The following is an 18,506-nucleotide window of genomic DNA, read 5'->3' on the forward strand; positions in this document are numbered from 1 at the left end:
CATATAGAAGGAAGCCTTGTATGGCGACTATCCCAACATTGACTTATCTCCCGTCTGACGAAAACGTCATTCTGCAACGTATCTCCCGACCGCTTCCGGCCGATGCCGATCTCTTTGACGTCGCCGACAACTGCGCCGCGCTGGTGAGCGTGCTGGTCGAAACCGATGATGTCGCGAGCCGTAATGCGCTGTGCGAGCGTCTCCTTGAGGCTCTGCGCAGGCTGCGCGCACTCTGCGATGCCGATCTTCCGCCATACCTGATTGAACAGTTGATCATGGGTGAGAAAACCAACTCCTGCGTGCCCGACTGCTGGCAGGACACCTTAACGCAGGTGGACTACGTTCTGGCGCTGACGCAAGCCGTTATGGGGGGAACGCTGCCCGCTCACGTAGTGAAGGAGCTGACAGGCCTGCTGCACGATATGGTGTGGCTGCTGGCTGAGTTTGTGAAGGAGCCGCGCATTACTGCGCATTAAGGGGCTGGCGTGGAGGGGCGGCAGCGCCCCTTTGAAAGAGTGATTAACGCGATCGGTTCCCGGTATCCAGAAGCGATGTACCGTAGGAGTTGTCGATGGTACAAAGCCAGCGACCATCGCTTTCCTGCCGAAAAACATAGGTCGCGCGGCGCGACATTTCCGTGATTCCACCCTGACCATCAGGAAAACGCAGAACGGTTTCCATGATAACGAGGGCATTGTCACCGCCTTCGATCACCTGCATCTCTCCTTGTTCCACAATCAATTGGTCCTGGAAATAATCCGAGATGGCAATAAACGCGTTGCGGATGTTTTCTTTGCCTTTAACCGTCATGCCGGGCTTAACCACCAGAGCCGCGTCTTCGGCGTAGTGTTTCATCAGCGCGTCATAGTTTTTGGTGGTGATGGCGCGATCGCAGGATTCGATTATCTGGCGTAGCGGGTGTGGGGTCATGCGTATTTTCTCAGAGAGGGGGAAAGCGTATTAACTTAACAGTCTGGCGTGTTTGTATAGCTACCAGGTTTTGTGGCTGGTAGCGTTGGGGAAGAGGTATGGAGGTAACGTTTGGTTTGCTAAGAGCGAAAAGCGGAAGTTTGCAATAGCTCTCATTGCGGATGATGGCCGCACCCGTAGCAGGAAAGAGGTGTTGTTTTAACCTTAACGTCGTTTTTCGTAATTGAAGTATTTACCTGTTGCAGAATTCCGTTCTCATCAACAACCAGACCCGGATAAAAACTGTTTTCGCCAATTCAGACTAATTCCCTTCGCTGATGCTCATGTTGCGGGACCAACCAGAATACAGGATCGGTGGCATCAAGACGGCCATATACTTCGCTGAATATTTCATTCAACGGTTTGCCAATCTTTTTGATCGGAAAATAAAGCAATGGTGTGTAGTCTCGGCCACGCTTCTGTCCGCCATGCATAGTCTCGCGCTTGGCCAGTAGTCCATCCCCGGCTCTTTTACGATTACATTTCCAGCGATATTCAGCACCTGGATTATTAGAATGGTGCCGCGTAGTTTTGTAGACGCTGCGATACAGTTTGCGGGGCTTATTCAGTGGAGGAGTCCGCAAAGCCCGACCCCGTGTATCCTTTATTTTGTGAGTCAGTAACTTCTGCAGGAGCTAGATTCAATAGTTGGTGACTGTATAAAAATGTCATACTTAAAGGCAACCTCATTTTGCTGAAATACCATCACATTGACAATAATTAAAGGTCCACTGCTGGATGCAAGTCAGACGGAACGGAGAAATTATCAGCTTTGACGCTCAGGTTGGTAAGTTCAGTTTTCTGGTAATGAACAATTCATCTTGTGAATGTATTTCATGGATTTATACTTAAAATGCATGAATTGTTTTCATGTACTGTTTGCTATATAATTTGTGTTACAATATAAATATCCAACATAATTTAGGTCGCTAAGATATGTATAAGTGCCTCAGGTTGCCTTTTGATAAGGTAAAAATCGACAGGATGTGTGATGAGAAAGGTAACAATGCCTCATATGTAAGAATCACCTACAATGAGTTCTACTTTTATTTAAGTTACTATGATCTGAGACCAGTTACACCACATTTTAATTCAATTGAATGCATTCACAAAACCGGATATCTTTTTATTATAGCATATAAAATATCACCTAATAGCTATAGGATATGCTGGCTAGGAGATTGCGATTGCATAGAGTTCAGAAAAATGGATACTGAAGGAAGTCGTGGAAGTTCTGCATGTTTAGCTGTATTACTTGGTCTGATTTTATTTTCACTTTCTATAGGTGCATATTATTCATCCAGCACAGACATATTTATATGTTATGTACCATTTTTATTACTGAGCCTGTTTGGTTTTATCCTGGCACTCCTTGTTTTTTTTCAAACATACTCAGTTGAATTCATCCAATTTCGAGATTTGATGCGAAAAAACCTTATGCAAGAAAAAGGTTTATTTTTTCCCTTTACAAACTTACCATCAAGTTGCCAGCATAAACAAGATTATGAGCTAAACCTAAGGTTACCTAAGGAACTTAACCGCAGAACAGTTACCATAGAATCTGTATATCGTGAGAGAAAAAGTGTAACTGTATACGAACCCAATACTGGATCAGACTTATCTTATAGCACAGGCTATACAAAATGCATGATTAATATGGTTTGTGGCGGAGAAAAATTTACATTTGAGTATGAAGAGTCTTTTGGTGAGCCCGCTCCATTTATTGCAAAGGGCGATAAAGCCAAACTATATTGGTATGGAACGGAACATGAAGTAATTCCCCGTGATCGCGAAGATATTACTTATGGAATACGTCTTATCTGTTTATATAATATAACAACGGATAACTTTTATGAAAGTCGCATGTGTAATGAACCGGGTAATGTTTTCAAAGTAGTGCAAAGGGGAGGGCAGGATTTGTATAAACACTACTCGCAATGTTGATTAAAAGTTAATCTCTCATGCGAACCCACCAAAGATATTTCCAATAAGAGCTGGCTGCAGCCATCGAGCCGCACCAGTTGTTTTTTTCTTCACTCTTTAAATTTCCCTTAATCACTTGGACATAAAATATTTTCTATCCACTGATACTGATAACATATCAGTTCGAAAAACTCTATATTAAACAACCACAACCACAACCACAACCACAACCACAACCACAACCACAACCAGAGAAGTAAATGCTACTAGTGATATTTTTCCAAGGCTGGAGCCGTATTTCAAAACCATAAAAATCAAAAGGAGAAAAGCCAAGGCAGGCAGTCCCCATACTACAAAAAACACAATTAATTCAAATGCCGCAACCAAAATGCGGGGTATAACCAAATAAATTACTAATATATTCCCTTTTAGCTTTTTCGCATAACATTAATTATTCCATGATTAATTATACTTCACTGATCCTTTCATGTTCATATCTACTTGTTCTGTAAGCCCAGCCATTCTGTCTATACCCGTCGGGGTATTGGAGGAGTTTAACGACAAAACTCCCTTAGCTCCAACGAGAATAAAAAAAGCACTACAGCTTCAGCCATAATAATCCCCTATACGTCAAAGCCGGGTTTTTTATCGTGGCGCTTCGTGGTATGCAAAATGGCACCCGTTACACTTTCAGAAAATCACTGTGGTTAACCGGCAGCTAAGAGCGAGGAACGGGCATACAGGAAGAGGGAAGCTGGTTTATTCCAATAATTAGTTTTTGAGTAACGAAACATGCTTATTGGAAAATACGCCATAAAGTGACTTTTGCTGGTATTGTTAAATTCTTATCACCAAAAGAGGATATGCTAATGATTATAAGGGCTTGTGTTCGGGCTAAAAAAAGCCGTAAGCAGTTATCTGCTTACGGCTTCCAGAACGGTGATGATTTTCTGACAATCAGGCCGCTTTCACAGCCCTGATTTTTTTGGCGTCAGCCGCGTCGGATTCTGTTTTATCCGCTACAGCTGGAGCAGTGAGATCGGGGAGCTTGCTGGTACGCAGAATATGCTGCACGGTCTCTTTCTGCTCGGCGAGATACAGGCCAAGATTTTCAGCCTGCGTTTCATCCATCTGCATTCCGCTTTGCAACAGCCAGTCGGTGAACGCGTCGGCCATATCGAGCAGCTTGTCGTGAGCGTCAGCCTCTTTCTTACTGGCAAATGTCATTTTCTCTTCACCTTTTCTTACGACAACAAATTTTGTTTCAACAGCCATCGTGCACCTCGCTATACTGTATTTATATGGGTCTTCCCCGATCATGGTGGGAAGGCTCAGAACGCCATATTCAGCTTTCCGTAGTGGAACATCACCCCCAGTTTAAAGCGCTCCCGGTTTCGGTATCCCCTGGCTTTTATCCTCAGCAGCCTGATCTTGCTGTTAAGTGCCTCCGCATTTCCGTTTGAGACACTGTGTCGCATCGCATTCAGGATCCCGTACAGCCTTTTTCCTATCGTTTTCGCGGCATTTTTCATCATGGGAACGTCACTGTTAGCCGCCAGCGCCAACCATCTCTGCCAGTCACTCCGTCTTTCCTCGCTCCATGGCCTGTTCCAGATATCCTTTGCCAGCTCTTTCAGCGCCCAGCACTGGCTCGTCAGCTTCATCTGTGCACGCAGCCACATCAGCTTTTCCTGCCGGGATTCGGTCATCCACTTATCGCTGTACTGCCACAGGAAGCGGGTTCCTTTTGCCTGGTGTCGGCTTTCAACAGGGAGGTGCGGATGTTCATTCTGACGGGTTTTATCAACTACCTCGCCCAGTTGCTTCGCCACATGGAAGCGGTCAAAGGCGATTTTCTCAACCGCACTGGGTAAGTGGATACGCGCTGCTCTTATATAGCCCGCGTTCATGTCCATTGAGAGCGTTTTGATAGCCAGCAACTGCCCATCAGTGAGCGTGCGAAGATAGCCGGCAAGACTCTCTGTGCCGCGATCATCCGTTAAGGCCAGCGCCCGACCATCGCGATCGGAGATCACCGTTATGTAACGATGTCCTTTTTTAAAGGCGACCTCATCCACATTCATATGACGGGCGGATAATGGCTTTTTTATCCGGGCAAGACCTCGCTTAACTGCCCGGGTCATAATGCCGTCAACCGCATTCCAACTGAGCTTAAGTTGCTTCCTGACAGCATCAACGGTGCTGATTTTCAGCCATGAGAGAACGAACGATTCGAATAGCAACGTATACCGACTTCCGGGGCCAGCCCACGGAACAGGCAACGTCAGGCAGCCATGCTCCGGACACATAATTCGTGGAACATCGGCTTCAACAATAGTGGTGAACTGGCAGGTATCAAGATGGCGCCATTTACGATGACGGTGATCGTGAACAGAACAGGATTTACCGCAGGTCGGACAGGCTAGCCGGGTGTTTTCAGCGATCTCAATAGTGACAGTAACAGAACCGGCATTTTCATCGAGAGAAAGGGACTTTACCTGCCACGGATCGGACAGGTTGAGAATATGAGCGTAGAGGGACTTTTCGTCCATGGCGGTGACCTCTGGCGATTAAATACACCATTATCATGCCTTCAGCCACCACAACAAGGGAAGACCCATTTATATACAGTATAGCAGCAACAGATCGACGTTGCAGCAAAATATGCATTACTGGCGAAGCTGCTGTGTTTCCGGGCCAACCATACTGCGTCGCCATGCCCCAGGCGCCTGACCATACTGGCGCTTAAAGCTGCGGTTGAAGGACTGCTGGGAGTCAAAGCCCAGCGCGATCGCCACGTTCAGAATCGGTTCGTCGCTGTGGGATAACCGCTCAACCGATTTTTGCAGCTTTTGCGCGCGAATATACCCGGCGAGGGGATAGCCCGTATGCTCTTTGAACAGGCGCTGGAGGTGCCATTTTGAGTAGCCGGAACGCCTGGCGACGGTCTCAATGTCCAGGCGGCTGTCCAGGTTGTTGTCGATCCAGTCGAGTAAATCATGCATAAATGCGCCAGTGTTCATCTGGTTACCCCCACGCAGCGGATGAAAAAGTATCTTTGTCTGTTGCATTTAAAGGTGGCGCGTTTTTTCAGTAATTGCAAGTTTTATTGTTGCATTTAAATCCCTGACCGAAACGGGTCTTTTCACATCCACTCAAATAGCACATAAAGTGCAACAATTATTCTTGCACTTAGTTAAGCGCCTTCCTACAATCGCCGCGAATAGTGTATTCGCAACTGTTACAGTTTTGTGGCGATGAACGACACAAATGGCCTTAAGACAGCCCCCGGACAAAGGAAGTGGCGCGGTGCCTCCTGCTGCGTCTTGCCCGGTGGCGACAATTATCGGAATAAAAATAATGAGCCTGCAAAAAACCTGGGGTAACTCTCCTCTGAGCGCGCTGGGGGCCATGTTGCTCTCCGTGCTGCTCGTCGGATGCGATAACAGCGTCGCGCAAAATGCCGCGCCACCTGCGCCTGCCGTGAGTGCCGCTGACGTGGTGGTGAAATCGATTAGCCAGTGGGATAGCTTTAACGGCCGGATTGAAGCGGTGGAGAGCGTTCAGCTGCGCCCGCGCGTGTCCGGCTACATTGATAAGGTGAATTACACCGACGGCCAGGAAGTGAAGAAGGGCGAGGTGCTGTTCACCATTGATGACCGTACCTATCGCGCCGCGCTGGAACAGGCGCAGGCGAACCTGGCGCGGGCCAAAACGCAGGCCAGCCTGGCGCAAAGTGAGGCTAACCGTACCGATAAGCTGATCAATACCCATCTGGTCTCACGGGAAGAGTGGGAGCAGCGTCGTTCGGCTGCCGTTCAGGCGCAGGCCGATATTCGCGCCGCGCAGGCGGCGGTTGACGCAGCCCAGCTCAATCTGGACTTCACCAAAGTGACCGCGCCTATCGATGGTCGCGCCAGCCGGGCGCTGATCACCAGCGGCAACCTGGTGACTGCGGGCGATACCGCCAGCGTCCTCACCACGCTGGTCTCGCAGAAGACGGTATACGTCTACTTTGACGTGGACGAGTCAACCTACCTTCACTATCAAAACCTGGCCCGCAGCGGGCAGGGGGCGTCCAGCAATCACACGGTGCTGCCGGTTGAGATTGGCCTGACGGGCGAGGAGGGCTATCCCCATCAGGGCAAAGTGGATTTCCTGGATAACCAGCTCACGCCGAGCACCGGGACCATCCGCATGCGCGCGCTGCTGGATAACTCACAGCGTCAGTTCACGCCGGGACTGTTTGCCCGCGTACGCCTGCCGGGCAGCGCGGAGTTCAAAGCTACGCTTATCGACGACAAGGCGGTGCTGACCGATCAGGATCGTAAATACGTTTATATCGTGGATAAAGAGGGGAAAGCGCAGCGTCGCGACATTACGCCGGGTCGTCTGGCAGACGGTTTACGCATCGTGCGGCAGGGGCTGAACCCAGGTGACAAAGTCATCGTCGAGGGTTTACAGAAAGTGTTTATGCCGGGTATGCCGGTTAACGCCAAAACCGTTGCCATGACCGCCAGCGCCGCCCTCAACTGATCCCTTGACCTGAGAATCCAACCCATGGACTTTTCCCGCTTTTTCATCGACAGGCCGATCTTTGCTGCCGTCCTGTCGATTCTGATTTTTATCACAGGGTTAATCGCCATCCCGCTGCTGCCGGTGAGCGAATACCCTGACGTCGTGCCGCCAAGCGTGCAGGTGCGCGCCGAGTACCCGGGCGCCAACCCGAAAGTGATTGCCGAGACCGTGGCGACGCCGCTGGAAGAGGCGATCAACGGCGTCGAGAACATGATGTACATGAAATCCGTCGCGGGCTCGGACGGCGTGCTGGTGACCACCGTGACCTTCCGTCCGGGGACTGACCCGGATCAGGCGCAGGTTCAGGTGCAGAACCGCGTCGCGCAGGCCGAAGCGCGTCTGCCGGAGGACGTGCGGCGTCTGGGCATTACCACCCAGAAGCAGTCGCCCACGCTGACGCTGGTGGTGCATCTGTTTTCGCCAAACGGTAAGTACGATTCTCTGTATATGCGCAACTACGCCACGCTGAAGGTGAAGGATGAGCTGGCGCGCCTGCCCGGCGTCGGCCAGATCCAGATTTTCGGCTCCGGTGAGTACGCGATGCGCGTCTGGCTGGACCCTAATAAAGTGGCGGCGCGCGGGCTGACCGCCTCGGACGTGGTCACGGCGATGCAGGAGCAAAACGTACAGGTCTCCGCCGGTCAGCTTGGCGCCGAGCCGCTGCCGAAAGAGAGCGACTTCCTGATCTCCATTAACGCCCAGGGCCGCCTGCATACCGAAGAAGAGTTTGGCAATATTGTCCTGAAAACAACGCAGGATGGTACGGTCGTCCGCCTGCGCGACGTGGCGCGGATTGAAATGGGCTCCGGGAGCTATGCCCTGCGTTCCCAGCTGAACAATAAAGACGCGGTCGGGATTGGTATCTTCCAGTCGCCGGGGGCGAACGCCATCGATCTGTCTAACGCGGTGCGCGCGAAAATGGACGAACTGTCCACGCGCTTCCCGGCAGACATGAAGTGGGCGGCACCTTACGATCCGACGGTTTTCGTGCGTGATTCGATCCGTGCGGTGGTGCAAACGCTGCTGGAAGCCGTGGTGCTGGTCGTGCTGGTGGTGATTCTGTTCCTGCAAACCTGGCGCGCGTCGATCATTCCGCTGATCGCGGTGCCGGTGTCGGTGGTGGGTACCTTCAGCATTCTTTACCTGCTGGGCTTCTCGCTGAATACCCTCAGCCTGTTCGGGCTGGTGCTGGCCATCGGTATCGTGGTGGACGACGCCATCGTGGTGGTGGAAAACGTCGAGCGAAATATCGAAGAGGGGCTTGCGCCGCTTGCGGCCGCGCACCAGGCGATGCGTGAAGTGTCCGGGCCGATTATCGCGATTGCGCTGGTGCTGTGCGCGGTGTTTGTGCCGATGGCGTTTCTGTCGGGCGTTACCGGCCAGTTCTACAAGCAGTTTGCGGTGACGATCGCGATATCGACGGTGATTTCAGCGATTAACTCGCTGACGCTCTCTCCGGCGCTGGCGGCACTGCTGTTAAAGCCCCACGGCGCGCCGAAAGATTTCCCGACCCGGCTTATCGACCGTCTGTTCGGCTGGATTTTCCGTCCGTTTAACCGCTTTTTCCTCCGCAGTTCAAACGGCTATCAGGGGCTGGTGGGCAAAACGCTGGGACGGCGCGGTGCGGTATTCGTGGTTTACCTGCTGCTGCTCTGTGCCGCAGGCGTCATGTTTAAAGCGGTGCCCGGCGGGTTTATTCCCACGCAGGACAAGCTGTACCTGATCGGCGGCGTGAAAATGCCGGAAGGCTCTTCGCTGGCCCGCACCGATGCGGTGATCCGCAAAATGAGCGAAATCGGGATGAATACCGAAGGCGTGGACTATGCGGTCGCGTTTCCGGGACTGAATGCGCTGCAGTTCACCAATACGCCGAATACCGGGACGGTCTTCTTCGGCCTGAAGCCGTTCGACCAGCGTAAACATTCCGCGGCGGAAATTAACGCGGAGATTAACGCGAAAATCGCGCAAATCCAGCAGGGCTTTGGCTTCTCTATTCTGCCGCCGCCGATTTTAGGGCTGGGTCAGGGGTCGGGCTATTCCCTGTACATTCAGGATCGCGGTGGTCTGGGCTATGGCGCGCTGCAAAACGCGGTGAACACCATGTCCGGTGCAATCATGCAGACGCCGGGGATGCATTTCCCGATCTCAACCTACCAGGCTAACGTGCCGCAGCTGGACGTCCAGGTTGACCGCGACAAGGCGAAAGCGCAGGGCGTGTCGCTGACCGATCTTTTCGGGACGCTGCAAACCTATCTGGGCTCGTCGTACGTCAATGATTTCAACCAGTTCGGGCGTACCTGGCGCGTGATGGCGCAGGCCGACGGGCAGTTCCGCGACAGCGTGGAAGATATTGCGAATCTGCGTACCCGCAACAGCCAGGGCGAAATGGTGCCGATTGGCAGTATGGTGAACATCACGACCACCTACGGGCCCGATCCGGTGATCCGTTACAACGGCTACCCGGCGGCGGACCTGATTGGCGATGCCGACCCGCGCGTGCTCTCATCAGCGCAGGCGATGACGCAGCTGGACGCGATGTCTAAGCAGATCCTGCCGAACGGGATGAACATTGAATGGACGGATCTGAGCTTCCAGCAGGCCACCCAGGGCAACACGGCGCTGATCGTCTTCCCGGTCGCGGTACTGCTGGCGTTCCTGGTGCTGGCGGCGCTGTATGAAAGCTGGACGCTGCCGCTGGCGGTGATCCTCATCGTGCCGATGACGATGCTTTCCGCGCTGTTTGGCGTCTGGCTGACCGGGGGCGATAACAACGTCTTCGTGCAGGTGGGGCTGGTGGTGCTGATGGGGCTGGCCTGTAAAAATGCCATTCTTATCGTGGAGTTTGCCCGCGAGCTGGAAATTCAGGGTAAAGGCATTATGGAAGCCGCGCTGGAGGCGTGCCGCCTGCGTTTACGCCCGATTGTGATGACCTCCATCGCCTTTATTGCCGGGACCATTCCGCTGATCCTCGGCCACGGCGCGGGTGCGGAAGTACGCGGCGTCACCGGGATCACGGTGTTCTCCGGTATGTTGGGGGTGACGCTGTTTGGTCTGTTCCTGACGCCGGTGTTCTACGTGACGCTGCGTAAGTTCGTCACGCGCGGCAAAAAAGAGGAAAGGGACGTGCTGCCCGCGTAGGGATGTTGCTGATAATAAAAAACCGCCTTCACAGTGAAGGCGGTTTTTTTTCGCATCAGGAAAACGTTATGACGTTTTTTGATACTGGGCAATGAGATCGGGGAGCGGATCCCATCCGCTGCTGTCGGCGTTTTTAACCGCTTCCAGGGCGCTAGCCACGGTATGGCGCTCCAGTACCGCTAACGACGCCTGCTCGGCCTCTTCGGAAATCGATTTAAAGTACCAGCAGGCGTTAGCGCTGACCACGCAGCGGGCCGGTACGTCAGGGCGCGACGCCCACAGTTTTTTATCTTCGATGACCGAAAGGTAGATGTCGCGCAGGGTGATCTCTTCCGGCGGGCGACCAAGATGAATGGAGCCGTTACGGCCAAGCGTTGAGACGATAATGCCGTCTCGCGTCAGCGGAACCATCAATTTGCGGATGAAGCTCGGGTTTGCTTCCAGACCGTAGGCCAGAATCGCGCTCGTCGAACGTTCACCCAATTGCTCCGCCATCGCTACGCTGAGAACCATCTGCAAAGCTGTCGGGAAGCGGTAATCTAACATTTCTCTGTCCTGGGTTGCGGTGAATCTTGTTCTTTTTGGCACCGCAGAGGTGAATAAGCAATAAACAACAATATAACAAATACGGTAATTATTTTGAAGCAATCTGCGGCATTTGCGATCAAACCCCCTGTTCTGCTTTAGCTAAACGTGCGGTTCGGGAAGTCAACCGTGACCAGGAGGCCACCTTCTGCAGAAGTACTCAGATTTACGCTGCTGTTGTGCTGCTGCGCCACCGCTTTGACGATGGCAAGCCCCAGCCCGCTGCCGCTCTGCACCTGATTGGGATCGCGGAAAAAGCGGTCGAACACGCGCTCCTGCAGCTCATCCGGAATACCCGGGCCCGCATCGGAGACGCGCAGCTGAACGACGCGATCGCAGGCGCTCACGTCGACCTGAATCCGCCCGCCCTCGGGGCTGTACTTCACGGCGTTCTCAATGAGATTATCAATCAGCGACACCAGGCGTTCCCTGACGCCGTGGATCCAGACGTCATCCTCGGCAAAGAATTCCAGCTCAATTTTGCGCGCAGACGCTAGCGGTTCCAGCTCGGCCATTCGTTCTTGAATAAGCGTTGTCAGCGGCACGGGTTCCATCGCCGTATCAATGCGCGCTTCGCTGTGCATCATCAGCAGCAACTGATTGACGAGGCGCGCGGCGCGGCTGTTGCTGCGAATCACGCCCGCAAGCAGCTCCTTCTGGCTCTCGCTGATGACCCAGGACTGCAGCGCCTCCACGTTGATGCGCATCGCCGCGAGGGGGGTACGCAGCTCGTGCGCGGCATCAGCGATGAAAACTCGCTCCCTTTCCGCGCTTTCACGCACCCTGGCAAGGAAGTCGTTGATCGCGTCCACCATCTGTCGAAGCTCCCGGTGCTTCGGTACGGCTCTTAAAGGAGAGAGGTCGTCCGGCGTGCGTAACGTAATTTCATTGACCACCTTATTCCATGGACGCATCGCAATGCGGATTGAGAGCCACGCGGGAAACAGCAGAAACGGGAAGCAGACCAGCAGCGGCAGGATGTAGTACCCGCGAGAGTTCAGATAGATAAAGAAGTTCCAGCCGCTGGCTGGCGTGAAGAGGGTGACCTCCACGTCAGAGTGAGGGGATTTAAGGGTGCGGCTGGTCCAGGTACGATCTTCACTCTGGACGTGCTCCAGTTCGCCGAATCGGGTGTTTGTTATCCCCGCGGGTGCACCGTCGGAGGCAAAAATAACGGCATTATTCTTGCGAACGATGATGTTAATCGACAGCACGGGATCTTCCCCTCCGCCGTAACCTTCCCGCAGGGCCTGGCTAAAGGCTTCCAGCACGGCGGTACGATCCTGCGGACGTCCGTCCATACGCTCAACCAGGGTAAAAACGGTTTCGTACGTTTTACTGCCCGTAAGGATGGGAGGGCTGCGCAGGTCCTCCCACAGAATGAAGGTTAGAAAAAGACACCACAGCAGGGTCAGCAGCAGCATCTGGGCGATGATAATTCGGCGCACCAGCGTCGGGCGCCTCAGGTGATACCAGACGTTTTGCATTAACCGCTCACCTTTTGAATGGAGACGGTATCAATGACGTACCCGACGCCCCGGACCGTTCGCACATAGCCGTCGCCGATTTTCCGCCGCAAATTTCCCATATGCACGTCGAGCGCGTTGCTGAGGTTCTCTTTGTTGCCGAATATCCTTTCTTCCAGAAACCGCCGGGTCAGCACGCGGTCCGCGCGCAGCATCAACGTTTCCAGCAGCGCGTATTCACTGGCCGTTAAATCGATATGGCGCGCACTCACCGTCACGCGACGCGTCGGGATATGAAGAGAGAGCCCGCGAATTTCTATCGCCTCATTTTCAAAACCGTAGCTGCGCCGTGCAAGGGCTCGCACTCTCGCCAGCAGCTCGGCGAGAATAAAGGGTTTGACGAGATAGTCGTCCGCGCCGGCATCCAGCCCGCACAGGCGATCCTGCAATGTCCCTCGCGCCGTCAGGATGATGACGGGGATCCCCTTGAGCTGCTGGCGCAAACGCGTCATCAGGCTCATGCCATCGCCGTCGGGTAGCCCCAGGTCGAGCAAAATTAGTTCCGGCACGCAGACGTCAAGCTGATGCAGCGCATCCTCTTTACGGCGAACCCATATGACGTCAAACCCTTGATCTGAGAGGGCGATACGTACGCCATTGCCGAGATCCAGGTCGTCTTCGATAAGTAGAATTTTCACATTGGTAACGGTATCAACCGTGAATGAAGAATTTCTTAAGAAAAAAACGGTAGCAGGAAATCTGTCCGGATGACAGCACCCGCGCGCGCTTCAGTCTTTCTTCATTTTCGGCTCATAAGAACCTTAGGGTCACGCTTCAAAATGGGCGTTCCGGCGTTTAACCGCCTGCATCGTCATCATTTGCATCCATAAGGACTTCCTTAATGAGAAATATCGAACTGCGTCATACGTTCCCTCATTTACTTTCGGGCCGCTGCCTGAAAACCCTCGTGCCGGGCGTCGTTCTGGCGTTACTGGCTACGCCTGTACTGGCGGAAGAACAGCGCCAGGGTAACGTCTTAACCCTGGGAGGCGGCGTGGATGTGGGGCCGCGATACTCGGGTTCAGAGAAAACCCGCGTCTCAGCGGCTCAGGTAGTGGATTATTCCATGGCAAATGGCTTCTTTATCGGCACCACGCGAGGGATCGGTTATGGAAACAATGTTGGCAACCTGGATTACAGCGCAGCGCTGAGCTATCGAGTTGGCCGTAAAGATAAAGACGTGAGCAGCGATTCGATCAGCTCTGGCAGCGACGAGCTGCGGGGGATGGGTGAGATTAAAGGCTCGGCTATCGTGGTACCCGGGCTGGGGTACAAGGTGACCGACTGGCTGAATCTGCAGCTGCAGGCTGAGGTACCGGTTTCAGAAAGGGACAACGGTGAAGCGGTACATTTCGGCATTTCCAGCCCGTTCTACACCTCACCCAAAAATGAGGTGACGATGGCGCTGACCGGCAGTTGGGGATCCGACAAGTATATGCAGACGTACTATGGGGTCAGCGCCGCCCAGTCGGCCGCATCGGGCTTTGCCCGACATGACGCCGGGGCCGGGATTTATGCCTGGTCGATGAACCTTGACTGGACCCACAAGCTCACCTCGCGCTGGAGCGTGCTTGCCTCAGCGGGCGTGACGCAGCTGACGGGGGATGCGGGCGATAGCCCGATTGTGCATCGTAAAACGTCGCCGACGGGGAGTTTGAAGGTGACGTACAGTTTTTGAGCATGTGATAACGACGTATATAAGCCGCTCCGGTTAAGATGGCGGGGCGGTACTGCTGGGTGACGGGAAGAGTGATGGACTGTCTCAATCTCAGGGTGTGTAACAACCTGCTATCTATGCCAAAATGATTCAACATTAGCGATTAACGAGACTTACTGATAATGACCATTGTATTTATTCCATCACTTGCTTTCATCACGGTATCCGGCACGGCCAACCCCGGTTAAGCCGCAGTATCTGAACTACGTTTAACATCAGTCAGAATAATAAAAGAGTTAACGTTTTATTTGATTCGCAACAGTGTCGGCCTCCGTCCGGAGCATTTGAAAACCAGAACCTCACTAAGAAATGTGCCAACATGACGCGAGTAATATCTCTGTCCGGAGAATAATGTGTTCGGAAAACTGTTGTTAAACTACATGCCCGGTTTACAAAATTTGTTAGCCTACGATAAAAGCTGGCTAAAGCATGATGTTAAAGCCGGGTTATCCGTTGCGGCCGTAGCGCTCCCTGTTGCGATTGCATACGCTGAGCTGGCGGGTGTGGGGGCAATTGTAGGGCTCTATTCCTGCGTTTTACCAATGATAGCGTACGCACTGTTTGGCTCTTCACGCCAGCTTATTGTGGGCCCTGATGCCACAACCTGCGCGGTGATTGCGGCCGTCGTATTTCCGCTTTCTGCAGGAAACCCCGAACTGCACTGGCAGCTGACGATCATCATGACATTGATGATGGGCGGGTGGTGTTTGCTTGCCAGTAAATTTCGGCTGGGCGCGCTCGCCGATCTGCTTTCTCATCCCATTCTTACCGGTTTACTTAATGGCGTAGCCGTGACGATTATCGTCGGGCAATTAGGCAAGGTGTTGGGGATTAAGCTTGATGAAGCGCAGGTTATTGAAAAAATAATCGCCTTGCCAGGTCGACTTTCAGATAGCCATTTATTAACCGTAGGAATATCCCTTTTTACGTTAATTATTTTAATGCTGATCAAAACGTATCGCAGCCAGTTGCCAGCACCTTTAATCGCCATTGTAATAACAACGGCACTGGTATGGGTGACCTCTGCACAACAGTATGGGATTGCCACGATTGGGGGAGAGGGCTTCCAGCCTGGTTTACCGGTCGTTCACTGGGGGGCGTTCCAGCCGGGGCCGATGCGTGATTTGGTGATCCCGGCGCTGAACCTGGCGTTGGTTAGTTTTGTCAGTCTGATGCTGACCGCCCGCAGTTTCGCCGCAAAAAATGGCTACGAAATTAATGCGGATGCAGAGTTCCGGGCTCTGGGTATTGCGAACATTATGTCTGGGTTATCTCAGGGGTTTGCTATCAGTGGTGCCGATTCCCGGACCGCGGTGAATGATTCGGTTGGGGGGAAAAGTCAGCTGGTTTCCGTGGTCGCCGCCTTAATCATCGGTATCGTCGTGGTATTTTTCACTCAGCCATTACAATTCATTCCGGTATCTGCGTTAGGGATTGTTCTAATGTATGCATCGTGGTCATTGATTGATTTACGTGGGCTATGGAACTTGAGGCGCAGAAATAAACAGGCCTTTCGCCTGGCCTTCTTCACGTTTGGCTGTGTGTTAATTATCGGCGTTATCCAGGGGATCGGCCTTGCGGTGTTGCTTGGCCTGTTGCAGTTCCTTCGTACGGTATTTCGTCCCTCTGAGCACCTGCTGGGCACTGACGAAGAGGGAATGATTCACTCGTTAGGGAATACCACCGATATAAAAATGGTCCCGGGCGTGCTGATGTATCGATTTAACTCACCGTTGACCTATTTTAATGTGGCTTATTTTAAACGTCGGGTATTGAACCTGGTTGATGGGGCAGCCATACAGCCTAAATGGGTGGTCATTGATGCCGTTGCCTGCTTCACCTATTCAGACATCAGTGTCCTGGCAACCATTAATGAGTTAAAGCGCGATCTGAAAGGTCGACAGATTAAATTAATCCTTGCGGGCAGGAAAACGGAGTTAACACGCTGGTTTAAAGACAGTCGGCCAACAATGAATGATGATGACATGATTCTGGCGCCAGACCTCTACCTGGCACTTCGGTTCATTCAGAGCAAAGAGAGTGCGAGTGAGGGGGAATCAGTCGGTGATACATAACCAAATAGTGGTGAAAGGCTTGTAGCACATGCTACTGGCAGGCAGGGAACACTCACAATTTCTACCACCGAGCCTCAGCTACTGTTGGCCTGGACAGTGAGATGTTCCTTGCCTGCCTCACTTTCTTCTGCCATCTATCTCAGTAAAAACTGAATCAGCTGAACAAAGATATACACTGCCGCCGCCACTCGTATTGCCTGCCAACCCCATCTGAGATAGCGCCATTCATAGCGTTCTCTGGCATTAGCCTCTGCTATAGCGGAGTCATAACGCTTTTTTTTCTTTCTCCTGACTTCGTCTATTACCCACAGGATGAGAATAAAGATAATGATGGTTTTCTGAAGTATGGGATTATCCACTAAAAATGACTCCGGCTTGCTCGCTGAAAAAGCAGAATAGAGGAACAGTCGTCACGTATCCACCACTAAATGTGGGGGTATGAATGAGATTTACCCTGATTCGATTTTGAGATGACCCTGCCCGTAGCCGGTTTCTCCGCTGTGAATGCGCAATCTCTGGTGCGACGTATCAGGCTGACGGCTATAAGCAAGGAGCGGGCCTTGAGTACCATTCATTTTCGCCAGAACAAAAATAGATAGGGTCGTGCCTACAAATAAATAAACTCATAACTCACAATGTAACTTCCAATATTATTCACACGGGCCGTTACCCACACCCCAGTCATTCCCTGCTTACGGTGGCTGTGCAGATATTCTTTGTTTGTACAAAGCTGAATCCATCTGTTGGTGTTCTGATCTTTTAACCAGAGACCCGCTTCACAATGGCCATGCTTACCTCTCGAAGGCCCCGGAAAGACAACCTCATATTCAGATTCATAGCCAATTATTTTGTCCGGGAAGAGATAGACATAAATATCATAACAATTTAAGCTCAATACAAACCCAAGGCAAAAGCCGCTAAAAAAAGCACTGGCAATATATTCTAATGTTTTGTTAAAAGTGCGCAGGTAAAAAGCGCGCATAACAAAAATTGTTCCAATCAAAACGCCAAGTGAAATATATGTCATCCATTCAGGGACGGATTTTTTTAATATAGTATTATGGGAGATGCCAGATGCCCATGACATATACCAGAGCCATCCACCTAAAACGCTGAATATCACGGCTGTAACAAGTAATTTCTTGCGTTTATCTTCGAAAGAATAATTTTTAGTCATGGTTTTGTTTTGTATGTATCAAACGAAAGTGTTGACCTTACCAGGAAAAGCTATTTTATATTATTAAATTCAATATGCCTCCTGTTTCGAGTTAAATTTTTTAAGCTTCCTCTTTTGACCGTAGCTTGCTCGCTACCCGCGAGCAAGCCACACCCCTTAGCGATACAGCGTCTTTTCCGCAACCGGAATAAGGAGCCCGGATCGCCAGTCCGCGAGCGTCAGCTGCGCAAGCTTACCCAGCGCGGTATAAAACGGATGCCCGGCGTTGTCGACAAACACGGACAGGAAGCGGGTGCTCCACGGCAGCAGGTGCCACGCCAGAAGTTGAGCACACTCCTCATCGCGGCCGTTCTCGGCCAGCCATGCCGCCAGCAGCAGCAAAGTCCCGAAGTGATCTTCCGGTTCATTCTGCTGCATTTCAAAGGCGATAGCGTTCTCCCGCATCCACTGGCGCAGCGCGAGGGTCGAGTCGCCAAACAGCACGGATTCACGGTCCAGCCAGACGGAGCCCCACGGTGGCGCGGGCAGGGCGTAAGGGCCAACAAACAGCCGTTGCCAGGCGTCCCTCAGCGGTTCGTCGGCAGACGCGGCAAAGGTGTCGGCTACGGGTCGCAGCGTTTCCGAAGGCAGAGGCCAGTCCTGAACCCATTCGCCTGCGGTGAGGGCTTGCACCAGCGGCGCGGCCTGCTCGCTGTCTGGTGCGAAATAAAACAGCGCACCCAGCACCCGGGCGCTGAACGCGAACGATTCACGATGTGAGACATCTTTCATTACATCTTCCTTGCTCGCGCGGAGGGTGTCCGCGCGACTGAGTTAAC

The 18,506-nt window shown here is 52.4% G+C and carries 16 protein-coding genes; 6 read left to right on the forward strand and 10 right to left on the reverse strand.

Annotated features, from left to right (window positions below):
- Positions 1-20: 20 nt before the first annotated feature.
- A complete protein-coding gene (locus PI91_RS12540; RefSeq protein ID WP_039266235.1) occupies positions 21-476 on the forward strand; it encodes a hypothetical protein in 456 nt (151 codons plus the stop codon).
- A gap of 43 nt (positions 477-519) precedes the next feature.
- Here PI91_RS12540 and PI91_RS12545 read toward each other — a convergent pair whose 3' ends face one another.
- Positions 520-930, reverse strand: a complete 411-nt coding sequence (locus PI91_RS12545) for an SgcJ/EcaC family oxidoreductase (protein WP_039266236.1) — start codon at positions 928-930, stop codon at positions 520-522.
- 1,245 nt (positions 931-2,175) lie between these two features.
- Here PI91_RS12545 and PI91_RS26020 point away from each other — a divergent pair.
- On the forward strand, positions 2,176-2,913 hold the full coding sequence (locus tag PI91_RS26020; protein ID WP_157841587.1) for a hypothetical protein: 738 nt from the start codon (positions 2,176-2,178) through the stop codon (positions 2,911-2,913).
- 936 nt (positions 2,914-3,849) lie between these two features.
- Here PI91_RS26020 and PI91_RS12555 read toward each other — a convergent pair.
- From PI91_RS12555 to PI91_RS12565, 3 genes are all read right to left on the reverse strand, one after another.
- Positions 3,850-4,167 (reverse strand): YebG family protein, encoded by a 318-nt coding sequence (locus PI91_RS12555; protein WP_024909116.1) that lies wholly within the window; start codon positions 4,165-4,167, stop codon positions 3,850-3,852.
- A 56-nt stretch (positions 4,168-4,223) separates the two neighbouring features.
- Positions 4,224-5,444 carry an ISL3-like element ISKox3 family transposase gene (locus tag PI91_RS12560; RefSeq protein WP_000343760.1) on the reverse strand — a complete coding sequence of 407 codons (1,221 nt, stop codon included), beginning with the start codon at positions 5,442-5,444 and terminating at the stop codon, positions 4,224-4,226.
- Between the two features lie 117 nt (positions 5,445-5,561).
- A complete protein-coding gene (locus PI91_RS12565) occupies positions 5,562-5,915 on the reverse strand; it encodes a helix-turn-helix domain-containing protein (RefSeq protein ID WP_028015790.1) in 354 nt (117 codons plus the stop codon).
- Positions 5,916-6,252: 337 nt separating this feature from the next.
- Here PI91_RS12565 and PI91_RS12570 point away from each other — a divergent pair, with 337 nt between their 5' ends.
- Together PI91_RS12570 and oqxB are read left to right on the forward strand one after the other, a co-directional pair.
- Positions 6,253-7,428, forward strand: a complete 1,176-nt coding sequence (locus tag PI91_RS12570) for an efflux RND transporter periplasmic adaptor subunit (RefSeq protein ID WP_039266237.1) — start codon at positions 6,253-6,255, stop codon at positions 7,426-7,428.
- A 24-nt stretch (positions 7,429-7,452) separates the two neighbouring features.
- Positions 7,453-10,608 carry a multidrug efflux RND transporter permease subunit OqxB gene (gene oqxB / locus PI91_RS12575; RefSeq protein ID WP_021241210.1) on the forward strand — a complete coding sequence of 1,052 codons (3,156 nt, stop codon included), beginning with the start codon at positions 7,453-7,455 and terminating at the stop codon, positions 10,606-10,608.
- Positions 10,609-10,674: 66 nt separating this feature from the next.
- On the opposite strand, the gene PI91_RS12580 is transcribed toward oqxB, so the two are convergent.
- The 3 genes from PI91_RS12580 to PI91_RS12590 all read right to left on the reverse strand — a co-directional run bounded on the left by PI91_RS12580 (position 10,675) and on the right by PI91_RS12590 (position 13,357).
- The gene (locus PI91_RS12580; RefSeq protein WP_008502426.1) at positions 10,675-11,154 is read right to left on the reverse strand and encodes an Rrf2 family transcriptional regulator; all 480 of its coding nucleotides are present in this window, start codon (positions 11,152-11,154) and stop codon (positions 10,675-10,677) included.
- Between the two features lie 137 nt (positions 11,155-11,291).
- Positions 11,292-12,680: a HAMP domain-containing sensor histidine kinase gene (locus tag PI91_RS12585; RefSeq protein WP_039266238.1), complete on the reverse strand. Its 1,389-nt coding sequence runs from the start codon at positions 12,678-12,680 to the stop codon at positions 11,292-11,294.
- A complete protein-coding gene (locus PI91_RS12590) occupies positions 12,680-13,357 on the reverse strand; it encodes a response regulator transcription factor (RefSeq protein WP_039266239.1) in 678 nt (225 codons plus the stop codon). Before PI91_RS12590 ends, PI91_RS12585 begins: the two co-directional genes overlap by 1 nt.
- A 203-nt stretch (positions 13,358-13,560) precedes the next feature.
- On the opposite strand from PI91_RS12590, the gene PI91_RS12595 reads away from it, so the two are divergent.
- Together PI91_RS12595 and PI91_RS12600 are read left to right on the forward strand one after the other, a co-directional pair.
- On the forward strand, positions 13,561-14,397 hold the full coding sequence (locus PI91_RS12595) for a MipA/OmpV family protein (protein WP_039266240.1): 837 nt from the start codon (positions 13,561-13,563) through the stop codon (positions 14,395-14,397).
- Positions 14,398-14,789: 392 nt separating this feature from the next.
- Positions 14,790-16,511, forward strand: a complete 1,722-nt coding sequence (locus PI91_RS12600) for a SulP family inorganic anion transporter (RefSeq protein ID WP_039266241.1) — start codon at positions 14,790-14,792, stop codon at positions 16,509-16,511.
- 134 nt (positions 16,512-16,645) lie between these two features.
- On the opposite strand, the gene PI91_RS26415 is transcribed toward PI91_RS12600, so the two are convergent.
- The 3 genes from PI91_RS26415 to dmsD form a co-directional block, all read right to left on the reverse strand.
- Positions 16,646-16,870: a hypothetical protein gene (locus PI91_RS26415; protein ID WP_039266242.1), complete on the reverse strand. Its 225-nt coding sequence runs from the start codon at positions 16,868-16,870 to the stop codon at positions 16,646-16,648.
- 248 nt (positions 16,871-17,118) lie between these two features.
- Complete coding sequence (locus PI91_RS12610; protein WP_021241217.1) at positions 17,119-17,688, reverse strand: hypothetical protein; 570 nt, start codon at positions 17,686-17,688, stop codon at positions 17,119-17,121.
- Positions 17,689-17,844: 156 nt separating this feature from the next.
- Positions 17,845-18,459, reverse strand: coding sequence for a Tat proofreading chaperone DmsD (gene dmsD / locus PI91_RS12615; RefSeq protein ID WP_039266243.1), 615 nt, complete (start codon positions 18,457-18,459; stop codon positions 17,845-17,847).
- Positions 18,460-18,506: the final 47 nt, after the last annotated feature.

It is taken from the genome of Enterobacter sp. FB (assembly GCF_000805795.1).
GTDB classification, from domain to species: Bacteria; Pseudomonadota; Gammaproteobacteria; order Enterobacterales; family Enterobacteriaceae; genus Enterobacter; species Enterobacter roggenkampii.